17 protein-coding genes are annotated in these 16,285 nt (G+C 55.8%); all 17 read left to right on the top strand.

Annotated features, from left to right (window positions below; all coding sequences use genetic code 11):
• Window positions 1-29 precede the first annotated feature (29 nt).
• The 17 genes from whiA (at window position 30) to xseB (ending at window position 16,280) form a co-directional block, all read left to right on the top strand.
• The gene (gene whiA, locus C4N22_RS00720; RefSeq protein ID WP_022257158.1) at window positions 30-965 is read left to right on the top strand and encodes a DNA-binding protein WhiA; all 936 of its coding nucleotides are present in this window, start codon (window positions 30-32) and stop codon (window positions 963-965) included.
• Window positions 962-4,483, top strand: a complete 3,522-nt coding sequence (locus C4N22_RS00715) for a DNA polymerase III subunit alpha (protein ID WP_112147612.1) — start codon at window positions 962-964, stop codon at window positions 4,481-4,483. The genes whiA and C4N22_RS00715 overlap by 4 nt, the downstream gene beginning before the upstream one ends.
• A 179-nt stretch (window positions 4,484-4,662) precedes the next feature.
• Window positions 4,663-5,637, top strand: a complete 975-nt coding sequence (gene pfkA, locus C4N22_RS00710; RefSeq protein ID WP_022257160.1) for a 6-phosphofructokinase — start codon at window positions 4,663-4,665, stop codon at window positions 5,635-5,637.
• A gap of 406 nt (window positions 5,638-6,043) precedes the next feature.
• Window positions 6,044-8,029 (top strand): NAD-dependent DNA ligase LigA, encoded by a 1,986-nt coding sequence (gene ligA, locus C4N22_RS00705; protein WP_112147611.1) that lies wholly within the window; start codon window positions 6,044-6,046, stop codon window positions 8,027-8,029.
• Between the two features lie 151 nt (window positions 8,030-8,180).
• Window positions 8,181-9,074: an ATPase, T2SS/T4P/T4SS family gene (locus tag C4N22_RS00700; RefSeq protein ID WP_112147610.1), complete on the top strand. Its 894-nt coding sequence runs from the start codon at window positions 8,181-8,183 to the stop codon at window positions 9,072-9,074.
• Window positions 9,071-9,529 (top strand): hypothetical protein, encoded by a 459-nt coding sequence (locus C4N22_RS00695; protein ID WP_112147609.1) that lies wholly within the window; start codon window positions 9,071-9,073, stop codon window positions 9,527-9,529. Before C4N22_RS00700 ends, C4N22_RS00695 begins: the two co-directional genes overlap by 4 nt.
• A gap of 41 nt (window positions 9,530-9,570) precedes the next feature.
• Window positions 9,571-9,765, top strand: coding sequence for a stage III sporulation protein AC (gene spoIIIAC / locus C4N22_RS00690; RefSeq protein WP_112147608.1), 195 nt, complete (start codon window positions 9,571-9,573; stop codon window positions 9,763-9,765).
• Window positions 9,762-10,145, top strand: a complete 384-nt coding sequence (locus C4N22_RS00685) for a SpoIIIAC/SpoIIIAD family protein (protein ID WP_112147607.1) — start codon at window positions 9,762-9,764, stop codon at window positions 10,143-10,145. The genes spoIIIAC and C4N22_RS00685 overlap by 4 nt, the downstream gene beginning before the upstream one ends.
• The gene (locus tag C4N22_RS00680; RefSeq protein ID WP_242980910.1) at window positions 10,049-11,236 is read left to right on the top strand and encodes a stage III sporulation protein AE; all 1,188 of its coding nucleotides are present in this window, start codon (window positions 10,049-10,051) and stop codon (window positions 11,234-11,236) included. The genes C4N22_RS00685 and C4N22_RS00680 overlap by 97 nt, the downstream gene beginning before the upstream one ends.
• Entirely contained in the window at window positions 11,237-11,719 is a 483-nt protein-coding gene (locus tag C4N22_RS00675) for a hypothetical protein (protein WP_112147605.1), read from the top strand.
• Entirely contained in the window at window positions 11,716-12,231 is a 516-nt protein-coding gene (locus C4N22_RS00670; RefSeq protein ID WP_112147604.1) for a stage III sporulation protein AG, read from the top strand. The genes C4N22_RS00675 and C4N22_RS00670 overlap by 4 nt, the downstream gene beginning before the upstream one ends.
• A gap of 38 nt (window positions 12,232-12,269) precedes the next feature.
• On the top strand, window positions 12,270-12,902 hold the full coding sequence (locus C4N22_RS00665; protein WP_112114873.1) for a SpoIIIAH-like family protein: 633 nt from the start codon (window positions 12,270-12,272) through the stop codon (window positions 12,900-12,902).
• A 110-nt stretch (window positions 12,903-13,012) separates the two neighbouring features.
• Window positions 13,013-13,402, top strand: coding sequence for an Asp23/Gls24 family envelope stress response protein (locus C4N22_RS00660; protein WP_112114990.1), 390 nt, complete (start codon window positions 13,013-13,015; stop codon window positions 13,400-13,402).
• Between the two features lie 83 nt (window positions 13,403-13,485).
• Complete coding sequence (gene nusB / locus C4N22_RS00655) at window positions 13,486-13,932, top strand: transcription antitermination factor NusB (protein ID WP_022257171.1); 447 nt, start codon at window positions 13,486-13,488, stop codon at window positions 13,930-13,932.
• Window positions 13,929-14,870, top strand: a complete 942-nt coding sequence (locus C4N22_RS00650) for a glycoprotease (protein ID WP_112147603.1) — start codon at window positions 13,929-13,931, stop codon at window positions 14,868-14,870. Before nusB ends, C4N22_RS00650 begins: the two co-directional genes overlap by 4 nt.
• On the top strand, window positions 14,858-16,081 hold the full coding sequence (gene xseA / locus C4N22_RS00645) for an exodeoxyribonuclease VII large subunit (protein WP_112147602.1): 1,224 nt from the start codon (window positions 14,858-14,860) through the stop codon (window positions 16,079-16,081). Before C4N22_RS00650 ends, xseA begins: the two co-directional genes overlap by 13 nt.
• Window positions 16,059-16,280, top strand: coding sequence for an exodeoxyribonuclease VII small subunit (gene xseB / locus C4N22_RS00640; protein ID WP_022257174.1), 222 nt, complete (start codon window positions 16,059-16,061; stop codon window positions 16,278-16,280). The genes xseA and xseB overlap by 23 nt, the downstream gene beginning before the upstream one ends.
• Window positions 16,281-16,285: the final 5 nt, after the last annotated feature.

Below are 16,285 nucleotides of genomic sequence, written 5' to 3'. Positions count from 1 at the left end.
TTTTAAAGAACAGAAAAGGATAAAACAATATGAGTTTTGCGTCCCAGGCGCGGGAAGAAATCGCGCGGCGCAGCCTGCAAAAGGATTGCTGTGTTCGCGCGGCGGCCTATGGCTTTGCCTGCTTTGCCAAGTATTTTGATGCAAAGGGGCTGGTGCTGCAGACCGAGCAGGCCCTGACCGCACAGGTGGCAGAGCAGTTGTTTGCCCGCTGCGGTGTTCAGGGAACCATCACCGAAAAAATCCGCCCCAGCGGGGTGGTATATGAGTTTGGCATCCGTGCGCCGGAACAGGTGACGCGGATGCATGAGCTTTTTGGCACCACTGGCTCAGAAACGAGCTTGCAGATCGACCCGGAGCTGATACGCTGCCAGACCTGTGTCAGCGCATACATCGGGTCGGCTTTTTTGTGCAGTGGAACGGTGATAGATCCACAAAAAGAATATAATATTGAGTTTTTGACCAGCCGCACCAATCTGGCCAAGGATTTTGAAGCGTTGCTGGCGGAGCATGAATTTGCACCGCATCGTACTCGCCGGAACGGTGTGAACCTCATCTATGTCAAGAACAGCGCCAATGTGGAGCGCATTCTGGCCTTTATGGGGGCAGCGAATGCGGCAGCACAGATCAAAGCGCAAAAAGCGGTCAAACAGGTGCGCAACCAGATCAACCGCCACACCAACTGCGATACCGCAAACCTCAGCAAGACGGCCCGCGCCAATGCACAGACGCTGAAAGCCATCCGCTTTTTGAAAGAGCAGAACGCCTTGGAAACATTGCCGGAGGTGTTGCAGGATGCCGCCGCCAAACGGCTGGCCTATCCGGATCTTTCATTGACAGCACTCTGTGCCTGCTTTGACCCGGCTGTCAGCAAATCCGGCCTTTCGCACCGGATGAAGAAACTGGAGTCGCTGGCCGATACGCTGCGTCAGCGTCTGGAACAGGAAGCCGAGGAGGTGAAAGCATGACGGAACCGAGCGAGAATAACAAACAGGGGAGAGACTTTGTCCACCTGCATATTCATACAGAATACAGTCTGCTGGATGGTGCCTGCCGCATTGACCAGTTGATGGACCGCGTAAAAGAGTGCGGTCAGACTGCCATTGCCTGCACCGACCACGGTGTTATGTACGGCTGTGTGCAGTTTTACAAGGCTGCAAAAAAGGCGGGCATCAAGCCCATCATCGGTTGTGAGGTCTATGTGGCCACCCGTACCCGCTTTGATAAGGTAAATAAAATTGATGGCAACAACCATCTGATTTTGCTCTGCAAGAACGAGACCGGTTACAAAAACCTTTGCAAAATGGTGTCGGCTGCTTTTGTCGAGGGCTTCTACTCCAAGCCCCGCGTGGACAAACAGCTCTTGGAGCAGTACCACGAGGGTCTGATCTGTCTCTCTGCCTGTCTGGCAGGCGAGATCCCGCAGGCAATTCTGGCGGGCGATTATGAGCGCGCCAAATCTTCGGCTCTGTGGTATCAGGAGCTGTTCGGCGTCGGCAACTATTATATCGAGTTACAGGACCACGGGCTGGAAGAAGACAACATCGTACTGCCCCAGCTCATCAAGCTGGCCCGGGAGACGGGGATCCCCATGGCGGCAACCAACGACTCCCACTATCTGCGCAAGGAAGACGCCAAGATGCAGGCCATTCTGCTCTGCATCCAGACGGGCAAGACCATGCAGGATGCGGACCGCATGGAGTTCCAGACCGATGAATTCTATGTCAAAACGACAGACGAAATGTACGATCTGTTTGCCATGGTGCCGGAAGCCTGCTCGAATACGCGGATCATCGCCGATCAGTGCAATTTTGAGTTTGATTTTGGCCACACCAAGATTCCTTATTATAAGGCCCCGGGTGGAATGGACAACCAGGATTTTTTTGAAAAGCTCTGCTGGGAGGGCCTGGAGCGCCGCTACGGCCCCGATGTCCCGCAGGCCAACAAGGACCGCCTGAGCTATGAAATTGGCGTCATCAAAACGATGGGCTATACCAATTACTACCTCATCGTCTGGGATTACGTCAACTACGCCAAGAGCCAGGGCATCCCGGTAGGCCCGGGCCGTGGTTCCGGCGCGGGCAGTATTGCCGCATACAGCGTCGGCATTACGGATATCGACCCCATCCGTTACAATCTGATCTTTGAGCGTTTCCTGAACCCGGAGCGCGTCAGTATGCCCGATTTCGATGTGGATTTCTGCTACGAGCGGCGGCAGGAAGTCATTGACTATGTCAACCGCAAGTATGGTGCCGACCACGTGGCCCAGATCGTCACGTTCGGCACGATGGCAGCCCGCAACGCCATCCGCGACGTGGGTCGTGTGCTGGGAATGCCGTATCAGAGTGTGGACGTGGTGGCAAAGCAGGTCCCGATGGAACTGAAAATGACGCTGAAACGCGCGTTGGAAGTCTCCCCGGAGCTCAAGCGGATGTACGATACAGACCCGCAGGTAACGGAGCTCATCGATACTGCCTTGAAAGTGGAGGGAATGCCCCGCCATGCCTCTACCCATGCGGCCGGTGTTGTCATCACCCCGGAGCCGACAGACTACTATTTGCCTCTGGCGACCAACGACGGCCTGCCTGTGACCCAGTTCAATATGACGGAAATTGAAGAGATGGGTCTGTTAAAGATGGACTTCCTGGGTCTGCGCACCCTGACCGTCATCCGGGATGCAGAGCTTGCTGTTCAGAAAAAGGATCCAACGTTCGCAATCGCAAAGCTGGATTATGATGACCCGGAGACCTACCAGATGCTCTCCCGGGGTGAGACGGAGGGTGTATTCCAGCTCGAATCTTCGGGCATGAAACAAGTCCTGATGGGTCTGCAACCGCAGAACCTGGAAGATGTCATCGCTCTGATCAGTCTGTACCGCCCCGGCCCCATGGATTCCATCCCGACATACCTGCGCAACCGCCATGAGCCGGATAAAATCAGCTATAAAACGCCCCAGCTGGCGCATATCCTGGATGTGACCAACGGCTGCATCGTCTATCAGGAACAGGTCATGCAGATTTTCCGGGAGCTGGCTGGTTTCTCATTCGGCCAGGCAGATAATGTCCGCCGTGCCATGAGTAAAAAGAAGCACGCCGTGATGGAGGCCGAACGGGAGCATTTCGTCCATGGCTGCACCGACCCCGGCAACCAGTGCCCCGGCTGCGTGGCAAACGGCATCTCCGAAAAAGTGGCCAACGAAATTTATGATGAGATGTCCAGCTTTGCGTCCTACGCATTCAACAAGAGCCATGCGGCCTGCTATGCCTATGTGGCATTCCAGACCGCGTATCTCAAGTGCCATTATCCCAGCGAGTTTATGGCCGCTTTGCTCACCAGTGTGCTGGACAATACCGATAAGGTCATCGAGTACTCTGGCGAGTGCGCCCGGCTGGGCATCAAAGTGCTGCCGCCGGATGTCAATGTCTCGGGCGGCGGTTTTACAGCCGATGCCAACGGGCAGATTCGCTTTGGCTTGAATGCCGTGAAAAATGTCGGCCGAAACCTCATTGAACAGGTCGTGGAGAAACGGCAGGGAAAACCCTATACCAGCCTGTACGATTTCTGCAAGCGGATGTATGGCAATGAGCTGAACCGCCGGGCGGTGGAGAGCCTCATCAAAGCTGGTGCGTTCGACCGCATGGGCGTCAACCGCCACAGCCTGGTGGAAGCCGTAGACGGCATTATCAAAAGCGTGGAAAGTGACAACAAGCGCAATTTGGACGGCCAGCTGGACCTGTTCTCGGTTATGAGCGGTCTGAACGCCGCTGGAAGCGAAAATGCCGACAGCTATGAGATCAAAGCATTCCCGGAGTACAGCCATACAGAGCTGCTTCAGCAGGAAAAAGAAGTCAGCGGCCTGTACCTGTCCGGCCACCCGCTGGACGCTTACCGGGAACAGTCGGCGCGGTTCGCCTCCCACGCCATCAAAGCGCTGACCGGGGAGGATGCTCATGTACTGGATAACTCCCATGTGCGCATCGTCTGCACCATTGTCAAAAACCGGATGATGACAACAAAATCCAATACCATGATGGCGTTTACCAGCGTGGAAGACCTGACGGGCACCATGGAAGTCATCGTTTTCCCGCGGGTGCTGGATACGTTCCGGGACTCCATCAAAGAAAACGCGGTCGTCGTCATCGAGGGCCGCCTCTCGGTGCGGGAAGATGAGCCTGCCAAGCTGATGGCGGAGAGCATCCTGCCCATTGAGGGCTATGACCCCAAACACCCGCAGGCCAATAAACCAAACCTCATGCGGGACGCCACGCAGCGGCTCTACATCCGCCTGCCCTCCCGCACCTGCCCGGAGTACGCCAAGGTCATCAACCTGCTGGAGATCTTTGATGGCGACATGCCGGTCATCTTCTATCTGGAAGATACCAAGCAGAAGCTGGCCGCTCCCCGCCGCCTGTACACCTCCGGCCATCCACTCTTCTTCCAGGAGCTCAAGCGGGTGGTGGGAGCATGCAATGTTGCAACAAAATGACATCTCCGTGCACGCTTTATGCACAAAACGGGATGTGCTAAGAGTTTTCAAAAAGCTGGGTTTGTGATATAATAAACGAGGCAAGCAATCGTAAGAGGAAGCATTGGGCGGCGTCCAACAGAATGGGAGACGTCGCTCGGCATGATGCGTGAAAGAAACAAATTGGAGGGAATCTCTCTATGGAAAAGCAAATCAAGACGATTGGCGTTCTGACCAGTGGCGGTGACGCTCCTGGCATGAACGCCGCGGTTCGCGCCGTGGTTCGTACCGGCCTGCACAAGGGTTTCCGTATGATCGGCATTCAGCGTGGCTACAACGGTCTGCTGAACGGCGAGTGCTTTGAGATGAACCTGCGCAGTGTCTCGAACATCATCTCGGCAGGTGGTACCATCCTGTATACTGCCCGCTGCCTGGAGTTCAAGACCAAAGAGGGTCAGGATAAGGGCGCTGCAAAGTGCCGTGAGCTCGGCATCGATGCTCTGGTCGTCATTGGTGGTGACGGCTCTTACCGTGGTGCCCGTGAGCTGGCACACCGCGGCATCCCGATGATCGGCCTGCCCGGCACCATCGACAACGACATTGCCTGCACCGATTACACCATCGGTTACGATACCGCTATGAATACCGCACTGGAGATGATCGACAAGCTGCGCGATACCACCCAGAGCCACGACCGCTGCAGTGTGGTCGAGGTCATGGGCCGCAACGCCGGTTACATTGCACTGAACGTCGCCATTGCTTCCGGCGCTATGGCGGTTCTGCTGCCGGAAAAAGAGTTCGATATGCAGCACGACATTCTGGATAAGATCGTGGAGACCCAGCGCACCGGTAAGCGCCACTTCATCGTCATCGTGGCAGAGGGCATTGGCCACTCGCAGGAGATCGCCAACGAGATCCAGGCCCGCACCGGCATCGACACCCGTGCCACCATTCTGGGCCACGTCCAGCGCGGCGGTTCTCCCACTCTGCGTGACCGTGTAAACGCTTCTGCGATGGGTTATCATGCAGTCTGCCTGCTGGAACAGGGCAAATACAACCGCATCGTCGGTATGAAAGGTGAACACCTTGTGGACTACCCCGTGGATGAAGCTCTCGAAATGACCAAGAGCCTTGATCCTGTGCTGATTGACGTTTGCAATACCATTTCCATCTGATATTTCATTCAGAAGAATACGAACTTGAAGAACTCCAGAGCCTTTCTGGGGTTCTTTTTTGTTGTCTTGAAGCTGCGATTGCAAGATGGACACAAAAATCCATGCCCGATTTTATCACAAATAATATCGATAAATCGCTATATAATTTGAATATAACAATTTGTATTTTTCAGTTATTGATTTTAAATCAACTGTCAGGGGCTTAAATCCGACATCTAGAACGTGAAAAATACAGGTTGTATTGAAACGCCAATTTCACGCAATAATTGAGTAGTTTTGTCTGCAACTTCAAAAAATCGGCACCGCGATGCAGAACGTTTTTCTTCTGTCTTGGGGCTGAAAAAGAGGGCCGGTTGTGGTATAATACACTGGTAAAAGAGAGTATTTTCAAAGGGAGAAGGACACCATGTTGGAACTGGAACAGGCAAAGCAGCGTGTGCAGGAGCTGCGCACGGTCATTGAAAAAAACAACCGCCTCTATTACGATCAGGATGCCCCGGAGCTGGAAGATTTTGAATACGATGCCCTGACACGAGAGCTGAAAGAGTTGGAGGCTGCCTATCCGGAGCTGGTCACGCCCGCTTCTCCTACGCAGCATGTGGGTGGTACACCCAGCGGGCGCTTTGCCAAGGTGACCCATGCGGTCAAAATGGAAAGCCTGCTGGATGCGTTTTCCTATGACGAACTGCGCGACTTTGACCATCGCGTCCAGGAAGCCGGTGTCACCCCGGAATATGTGGTCGAGATCAAAATTGATGGTCTTTCCTGTAGCCTGGAATATGAAAACGGTGAGCTGGTTCGGGCTTCTACCCGTGGCGATGGTGTTGTCGGTGAAGATGTAACGGCCAATGTCAAAGCCATCCGCCGCATCCCGAAGCATTTGGAGGGAGCTCCAGAGTTTCTGGAGGTGCGTGGTGAGGTGTACATGCCCCACGAAGCATTTCAGAAGCTCTGCGCAGAGCAGGAGCTGCAGGGTGCTGCTCCGTTCAAAAACCCGCGGAACGCAGCCGCCGGTTCTCTGCGCCAGAAAGACTCAAAGATCACCGGGAGCCGTGGCCTTTCCATCTTTATCTTCAATGTTCAGCAGATTCGCGGCAAGGAGCTGACCACCCACGCCGAAAGTCTGGATTACCTCAAGAGTCTGGGCCTCCCGGTCTCGCCGCGCTACCACGTCGTTCATGATATTGAGGATGCCATCGCGGAGATCGAACAGATCGGCCAGAATCGTTCCAAGCTCGATTTTGATATGGACGGTGCGGTCATCAAGGTCAACAATTTCGCACAGCGCGATTTGATGGGCTCCACCAATAAATTCCCGCGCTGGGCCATTGCATTCAAGTACCCACCGGAGGTCAAGGAAACGGTTCTGCGCAGCATTGATGTGGCGGTTGGCCGCACCGGTGTGTTGACGCCCACCGCCTGTTTTGACCCGGTTTTCCTCGCCGGCACCACCGTTGCCCGCGCCACTCTGCACAACGAGGATTTCATCAAACAGTTTGGCCTCTGCATTGGCGACACCATTCAGGTGCGTAAGGCGGGCGATATCATTCCGGAAGTCATCGGTGTGACCAGGCATGCAGAGGATGCAGAGCCTTATCAGATGCCGGAGATCTGCCCCTCCTGCGGGGCACCGGTCGTTCATCTGGAAGATGAAGCCGCCCTGCGCTGTGTCAACCCGGAATGCCCGGCCCAGGCTCTGCGCAACCTCATTCATTTTGCATCCCGTGATGCCATGGATATTGACGGCCTTGGCACGGCAGTTGCCACCCAATTGGTTGAAAAAGGTCTTGTCCACTCAGCGGCAGATATTTACACTCTGACGATGGAGCAGCTGCTGACACTGGAAAAATTCAAGGAAAAGAGTGCCGCCAATCTGCTGCAGGCCATTGAGCGCTCCAAGCAGAACAATCTGGACAAGCTCCTCTTTGGCTTTGGCATCCGCAACATCGGGGATAAGGCCGCTGCTTTGCTGGCAGAACATTTTGGCTCCATGCAGGCCATCCGGGAAGCCACCATCGAAAGCATCAGCGAGATCGACGGCTTTGGCGGTGTGATGGCTCAGAGCGTGGTGGAGTTCTTCGCCAAGGACGGAACCACCGATCTTATCCACCGCTTGGCCGACGCGGGCGTTAACATGCAGTGGAAAGGGGAACCCAAGGGTGATAAGCTGGCCGGGAAAACACTGGTGGTCACCGGCACACTGGAAACTCTTTCCCGTAACGAGGTGGAAGCTCTTATCGTGAAGAACGGCGGCAAGGCCAGCGGCTCTGTTTCCAAAAAGACTTCTTATGTCGTAGCGGGTGCGGCAGCCGGTTCCAAACTGACCAAGGCGCAATCCCTGGGGGTGACCATCCTGACAGAAGCCGAGTTCCTTGCCATGCTGGAAAATTAAAATTCAAATCAAATCTTGCAAGCAGCCTTACCGTGGAAAGTGCTCCACCGTGGGGCTGCTTTTTTGCTGCGGTTCTAAATGCAAGCCTGCCGCCATACAGTGAGGACAAGAGGACTAAAAATCCAAAACCGTCCGGAAAGGGGAAATAAAAATGGACGAGTATTACCGCGCGATTCAGTCTCTGCCCAGCTGGCTTTCCCGGCCGCTGGCAGAACTCCCGGTTGAACTGGCAGAGCAGGTCCATGAGATTCGGCTGCGGGTGGGCTGTCCGGTGCAGATGACCATTTCCGGCGTTCTCTGCACGTCGGCCTGCGTCCCGGCGCTCCGGCAAATCGTGTTGACCCAGCTGCAGATGGATGAGATTTTCCTCACGCTCTGCGACGGCTCTGTCCACACCCATCAGGCGGAAGTCGCCCAAGGGTATGTCACCCTGCCAAATGGCTGCCGGGCAGGTCTTGGCGGACGCTTTTTTCTGCATCCAACACAGGGCGCGGTTTTGCAGCAGCTCCACTCAGTCAACCTCCGCATTGCCCGGCGGAAATGGATCACCTTACCAGAAGAACTGCGCGGCCTGCTGGAACAAAGGCTGACGGGGGTGCTTTTGATCGGCGAGCCGGACAGTGGCAAAACCACCCTTTTGCGTAGCATAGCGCAGGCACTGGCCGCACAGGACAAAACCGTCTGCGTCATTGATGAACGCCGGGAAATCTGCCCGGGATCCACCGTCCCTTACGAGCAGAAACTCATGGCCGTTGATGAAATTTCAGGTCTGCCCAAGGCAATGGCTGTCCAGATGGCTTTGCGCACCCTCTCGCCCCAGTTTATCCTGCTGGACGAGCTTGGTGGCACGGAAGAAGTCCGGGCGCTGGAACAGGGAATGTTCAGTGGTGCCGCCATTATTGCCACTCTCCATGCCTCCAGCTGGGAAGAAGCATTCTGCCGCCCACAGCTGCAGGAATTCCGAGCCTGCGGGGCGTTGCAGGCTGCCGTGCTGCTTCGTGGCCGTGATCATCCGGGTCAGGTTGCCGCGGTGCGGATGTTATGACGGCTTTACGGCTGGTGGGCACATTCTTTTTGGTGGTGTGCGGCTGGTGCGCAGGGGATGCCGTCTGCATCCGCACGCAGGAGCATCTGGAAGCACTCCGGCAAACCATTGCGCTCCTGGAGGAGATCGAGCAGGAGATCACATTCCGCCGGGCTGACCTGAACATGCTGGCGAAAAAGTTACAGCGTGAGCACAAACTCTTCTGCTCCGCCAAAATGATTCAGACGGCCATTCCACCGCAGAGTTTCTCTCCGCAGGAAGCCGCCTGCTTTGCGGAGTGTTTTTCCGCCCTTGGCCATACGGAAGCAGAACAGGAGTGCAGCAGGCTGGCATTTTATCAAGAGCGCTTCCGCAGCTTTTTGCAGCAGCAGGAAAAAGCTGCGCAGAGCCGCCTGGTGCTTGCCCCGAAACTCGGGATACTTCTTGGACTTACGGCAGCCATTCTCCTTTTTTAAAGCGCAAAACTTCGTTTCAAATACAGGGAGGAAACCGGGCAATGGAAATTGATCTCATTTTCAAAATTGCGGCCATCGGCATCATCGTAGCGGTGCTCAACCAGTTGCTGATCCGCTCCGGCCGGGAAGATCAGGCCATGATGACGACATTGGCCGGGCTCGTGGTAGTTTTGTCCATTCTGGTCAAGCAGATCAGCGCATTGTTTATCACCATAAAATCTTTATTCGCATTATGAGCCTTGCTCTTTCCAGCCTTGCCATTGCCGTGCTGGCGGCAGTTTTGTACGCACTGTTCCAGAAAAGTGCCCCCACTTTTTCACTGCTGGTTTCCATGGCTGCGGCCCTGATTTTGCTGGCCCGGGTCGGGAGTGCCGCGCAAAGTGTTCTTTCCGGGCTTGTCCGGTTGGAGCAGCGCGCCGGCGGAGATGCATACGGCTGTCTGCTGCGCTGTACGGGCATCGTTCTGCTGACCGACTACGCACGGACGCTCTGCGAGGAAGCCGGAGCGGAATCGCTGGCATGGTGCGCTTCGCTGGCTGGGCGGCTTTTGGTTCTGGCGGCGGCGTGGCCGCTGCTGGAAGAGATCGGACAACGGATCTGGAGTGTTCTTGGATGAAACAACATGGATTCAAAAAGCTTCTTTTTGCCCTTTTTCTGGTCTGGACAAGCCTCTGCATTATTCCCCCGGCGGCACTGGCTCTGGACGAAACAACTCTATCCGGCATCCCCGGGGCAGAACAGTGGCAGCCTTACCTCGAACAAAGCCCGATAAGCATTTCGGATTTTGCGGATGCCCCGCTCGATTCCTTAAAAAAGCTCTTCCACGGTTCCATGGCAGCTGCCTTGCAGGAGACACTGCGTGGCAGCACGGATGCGCTGTTATTTTTGCTCCTTGTTGCGCTTTTGTCTTTTCTGACAAGTGAGACCACCAACGGCGAACTGCTTGATCTGATCGCGGCAGGTGGGTGCGGTGTTCTCCTCTGGAGCAAGCTCCTCACGCTTGCGGAACAGCTCTGTGCACAGATGGGAGAGTGGCGCGGCTTTTTGCTGGGGTTTCTCCCGGTCTATGCCGGAGTCCTGACCATGGGTGGGGAAACGGCAGCAGGCAGCGCGGCCAGCGGATTTTTTCTGACGATCCTCTGCTTTCTGGCGCAGTGCCTGACAGCATTTGTCCGGCCCTTGCTGCAATGCTATCTGGCTCTCAGCATGGCCTGCTGCATCAGCACAGATCACGGGCTTGCCGCTTTCTGCCAAAGTACAGGCGCTTTGCTGCGCCAGGCACTTCATTGGGCGGGGAAGTTTCTGGCACTTTTGCTGGGGTTGCAGCGGGTTACAGCATTGCAGCTGGACCGTGCCGCGCTCCGCACAGGCCGGCTTCTGGCCGGGAGCGTCCCCATTGTAGGACAGACTTTAAGCGATGTTTCAGAAGCGTTTCTCGCAGGAATCCAGCTCTTGAAAAGCGGCCTCGGCCTTGCGGCCATTGCGTTTCTTGGGGCGGAATTTTTCCCGCTGTATCTTGGCATGATGCTCCAGCTGGCTCTTTTGTGCGGATGCAGCCTGTTTTGCAGCCTGACAGGGAACATCCGCTGTAAGGCCTTACTGGATTGCTTTGCCGAAGCTGTCCGTTGTATGGCGGCAGCAGCCGCGCTTTTCTTTGGATTATTTATAATGGGAACGGTATTTTTGTTTCTTGCGGGAGGTGGGTAAATGCAGCCGTTGGAACGGGCCGTGGCGATTTTCTGTATCGCCTGTATCTGTGCAGAGCTGACCACGCAACTGGCGGGCAGCACCTGGGCCCGGCGGTGCATAAAAGCCGTGGCAGGGCTATATATTCTAGTAGTGTTTGCCCGCACCGTGCCGCAAGCCCATGTGCAGCTCCGGGCGTTTTTAGTTCCAATGCAGGAGCCGGTTTCCATTGCATCGCCCGAAACGGCCATTTTAGCGCAGACGCAGGCGCAGCTGGAACAGACACTCGCGGAACAGTGGTGCACGAAAACCGGGAGAGAAGCTTCGGTAGCCGTGATGCTGAAAGAGACCGATTCGGTTGTCGCTATTTGTTCCGCACAAATGACGCTCCCGGCAAACTGTACCGCGGAAGAACGGCAGCAGGCAGGGGCCTTTTTGCAGGAAAAGCTTCAGCTGCTGCCGAAACAGATCCGGATCGCCGCAGCGGGGGAGGAAACACCATGAAGCCAGAACTTTCGGAACTGAGGAAGCGGCTGCAAACCCTGCTGAAAAAGCAGAACCGTGCACGGCTTGCATTGGTTCTGGGTTGCATCGCCATGGCGCTCATTTTGCTTTCAGAATTGTTCCCGGCAAAAGCCCCGGCGGCACCGCAGGCTGTATCTCCGGAGGAGGGTACTTACAAAACACAGCTGGAGCAGCAGCTGACAGAGCTGATCGAGCAGGTACAGGGAGCAGGAAAGACCACTGTGATGCTCACACTGGAAAGCGGGGAGGAGACCGTTTATGCCTTGGACACGCTCTCGGGACAGACCCAGACGCAGCAGACTCATGTGCTGCTGGACGACGGGACCGCACTGGAACAAACTGTTTATCTACCGACCATCTGCGGTGTGGCGGTCGTCTGCGAGGGCGGCGGAGATGTCCGGGTCGCCTCCCGCATCACAGAGCTGGTAGGTGCCCTGCTGGATGTTCCGTCCAACCGCGTCTGTGTTGAGCAGCGCCGTACCCGAAACTGATTTGTATTTGCGATTTGTATTTGCAAGGAGGAACGAACATGAGAGCCACTGCAAAAAGTACGACCCGCAAGGCCACTGCCATTACATTGGCCGCCGCTCTGGTGGTAGCAGTTTACCTTAACTGGCAATATTCCCGCACCGGAGTCAGCCTGAATGAAGATGCGGTCAATGTTTCAGCCGCTGTGGTCGAGACAGAAGCGGAGGCTGTTGCGGCTTCTCCCATCACGGATGGGTTGATGACGGAAGCAGAAGCGGTTTCCAGTGCCAACAAGAATTACGGCGAAGCACAGCTTGTCAGCGTGGCAAACGACTCCGGCTCCAAATTTTTTGAAGAAGCCCGCCTCAAGCGGGAAAAAGCCCACGATGCCGCACTGGATACCATCCAGAAAACGCTCAAAAGCTCCAACCTCTCCGCCGAGGAAAAGAAATCCTACGCGCAGCAACTGACCGGAAACCTGGAAGACCTCAATGCGGAAAATGAGATCGAAACGCTGGTCAAAGCCAAAGGCTTCGCGGACTGCCTGTGCTTTTTGCAGTCCGGCCGGGCTGATCTGACCGTCATGACCTCCGGCGACGCTCTGACTGCCGCGCAGGTGGCACAGATCCGGGACATCGTTTTGAGTAAAAGCTCTGTGACCGCCCAGAATATCACTGTGGTAGAAGTGAAGTAAGGTGTTGTGAAAATGCAGAAAGAATGGTATAATAACAGTAAGCATTCAATGGCAGGGAGAATTCTCTGCACAGACCAAAACAAAATAGAATGAGTTTGCGCTCATTTTGGATGGAGGACCATAGAATGGAATTACAGAATATGGATCTTAGAGGCGGCAGCCTGCAGATTTCGACCGAAGTCCTGGGTAAGATTGCGCGTTGTGCCGCATTGGAAGTAGCGGGCGTTGCAGAAGTTTCCTGCGGCAGCCAGAACCGGAAAGTAAAAGACTTTTTGGAGCGTGCGAACGTGCAGTCTCCTGTTACGGTAGAAATGCGGGATGGCACGGCTGAGATCACCCTGCATCTCGTCGTCGCATTCGGCGCGCGCATCCCCTCCGTGGCGGAAAAGGTGCAGGAAAACGTCAAAACAGCCGTCCAGAACATGACGAACGTCACCGTCAGCCGTGTAGACCTTGTGATCGCGGGCCTTGCTCCGGCACAGGATGCCGCAATCGACTGATCAACCCCAAAGAATGTGAATAAAAACAAAAGCAGGGCTTCTGCGGCTGTGGCCGCGGAATGCCCTGCTGCGAGAGGAATATTATGGATAAAATTTTGCCCCGTCGTGAAGCCCGCGAAAACGCCTTTCTGCTGGCATTTTCTCAGACCTTTGGTGATATCGCTCTGGAAGAAGCACTCGATAACCACGCAGAGTGCGACGAAGAGCATCCTGTGGATGTGTTCGGTCAGCGCCTGCTGCGCGCTTACTACGGCCACTCGGCTGAGGTGGATGACCTCATCCGTGACCATCTGCGCAACTGGACCATGGAGCGTCTGCCCCGTGTCAGCCTGACCGTGCTGCGTCTTGCTCTGGCAGAGATGCTGTACGGCGACGAGAAAAAGCCTGGCGTTGTCATCAACGAGGCGGTTGAACTGACCAAGAAATACGGCGCAGACGAGGACTACCAGTTCGTTAACGGTCTGCTGGGTGCAGTAGCCCGCGAGAAAGGGCTCGATGCTGCCGATGCGATGGAGTCTGAAGAGCTGTGAGCTGTTACACACTTGGAATCGACACAAGCAACTATGCAACCTCTCTGGCCGTTTTTGATACAGCCGGAGAGGTTGTTTGCGCAAAGAAGCGGTTTCTCCCGGTCAAGGAGGGCCAGCTTGGGCTGCGCCAGAGTGATGCGTTGTTCCACCACACGGTTGCACTCCCGGAAATGCTGGAAGAGCTTGGTCATGAGTTTGATCTGACCCAAATCGCAGCGGTGGGCGTCTCCCAGAAACCGCGTCCGGTGGAGGGAAGTTATATGCCCTGCTTCCTGGCAGGCGTCAACGCGGCCACGGCCTTTGCGCTGGCCCGGGGCATCCCGCTCATCCATACGACGCACCAGCAGGGCCATGCGGCCGCCGCGCTTTTTGCTGCGGAGGGGGACAAACTGTTCCGCCAGAAAGTGCTGCTGTTTCATATTTCCGGCGGCACCACCGACCTGCTGCTCTGTGATGAAGTCCGACGCATCGAGACCCTTGGCACCAGCACAGACCTCTATGCCGGACAGGCTGTGGATCGGGTGGGTGTCAAACTTGGCTTTGGCTTCCCGGCGGGTGCGGAAGTTTCTCACCTTGCGGCAAACTGTACCGAGCCTATCAAGCCAAGATCCAGTGTCAGAGGGATGCAGTGCAGCCTCTCCGGGCTGGAAAATCAGTGCAATGCCCTGCTCAAAGAGGGCAAAAGCCCGGAGTATGTCTGCAAGTACTGCCTGCTCTGCGTGGCCGATACCGTTGTGAAAATGACAAAAGCGGCCCAGAAAGAATATCCCGGGCTCCCCGTGGTCTGCGCCGGCGGCGTGATGAGCAGTGATATTATCCATGCCTGGGTGCAGCAGCGTCTGCCCAAGGTCTACTTTGTGCCGGGACAGTACTCCAGCGATAACGCCATTGGAGTTTCGATCCTGGCGGCACGGGAGGCCGGATTATGGCTGAAGTGATCTCGGTTTCTGCCCTGAACCAGTATGTCAAAACACTTCTGGATGCAAACGACATTTTGTTTGATCTGGCTCTGCGAGGTGAGATCGCTAATTTTGTGCAGAATTCCCGGAGCGGACACTGCTATTTTTCCCTCCGGGATGAGGCCAGCAGTGTGAAAGCGGTCATGTTCCGCTCGGACGCGCGGCGGCTTGGCTTCCGCCCGGAAGAGGGAATGAAAGTCATCGTCCGCTGCCGTGCCACCCTTTATGAGCGGGATGGTGCATTTCAGGTCTATGTCAACGATATGTTTCCGGATGGCATCGGCTCCGCACAGCTGGCCTTTGAGCAGCTGAAAGCAAAGCTGGAACAAGAGGGCCTGTTTGCTCCAGAGCACAAAAAGCCGCTGCCTGCTTACCCCAAATGCATCGGGATTGTTACCAGCAAAACGGGAGCTGCGCTGCAGGATATCCGCAACATCATCTCCCGCCGCTGGCCTGCGGTGCGGCTGCTGCTCTGCCCGGTCAACGTGCAGGGCTTTGAAGCCGCCAAAGAGATCGCAGCCGCCATCGACCGGCTGGATAAAAGCGGGGAAGTGGACACCATCATTGTGGCCCGTGGCGGCGGCAGTCGGGAAGACCTCTGGGTCTTCAACGCGGAGATCATTGCCCGGGCAGCTTACCGCTGCAAAACGCCCCTCATCAGTGCCATCGGACACGAGATCGATTTCACGATTCTGGACTTTGTTGCAGATCAGCGTGCGCCTACCCCTTCTGCAGCAGCAGAGCTGGCTGTACCAGACAGGGCGGAACTGGCACGCAAATTATACAACCTGGAACAAAATATTCAGAATATAATGCAAAACCAGCTGAAAATATGCTATAATGAGCTTATGCAGGCGGAGCAGACGCTTTCGCCGGAAGCGGTACGCACTCCGCTGGCCGCTCGGCGGCAGAGCCTTGCTGCACGGCAGGAGCAGCTTCAGCAGGTGATGCAGCAAACGCTCCGTAACAAAAAAGAGCAGCTCGGCCACGCCGCGGCCCTGGCTGGCTCCCTGAGCCCTTATCAGGTGCTGGCCCGCGGCTATGCCATGCTCTACGATAAAAACAAAAAGCTCTGCACCGCGGATTCTCTGCGTGCAGGAGATACGGTCACTGTGCGGGGAGCTGCAAAACTTGCACATTGCACAGTCATCTCCGTGGAGGAACAAGATGAGAGCACCCAAAACCTTTGAGGACGGGATGGCCCGTCTGGATACGATTTTAACCCAGATGCAAAGTGAGGATACCACACTGGCCGAATCGGTCAAGCTGTACGCGGAAGCGGCCTCACTGATGGAATATTGCAGAGCGACGCTGGAAAAAGCTTCTCTGCAGATCGACGAGATCGACGCAAAACGCAGCGCGGCAAAGCCCGCTGCAGCCGACGATTGAAGGAG

This window comes from Faecalibacterium prausnitzii, assembly GCF_003287495.1.
GTDB lineage: Bacteria > Bacillota > Clostridia > Oscillospirales > Ruminococcaceae > Faecalibacterium > Faecalibacterium prausnitzii_I.
This window is presented reverse-complemented; position numbering and strand designations above follow the sequence as displayed.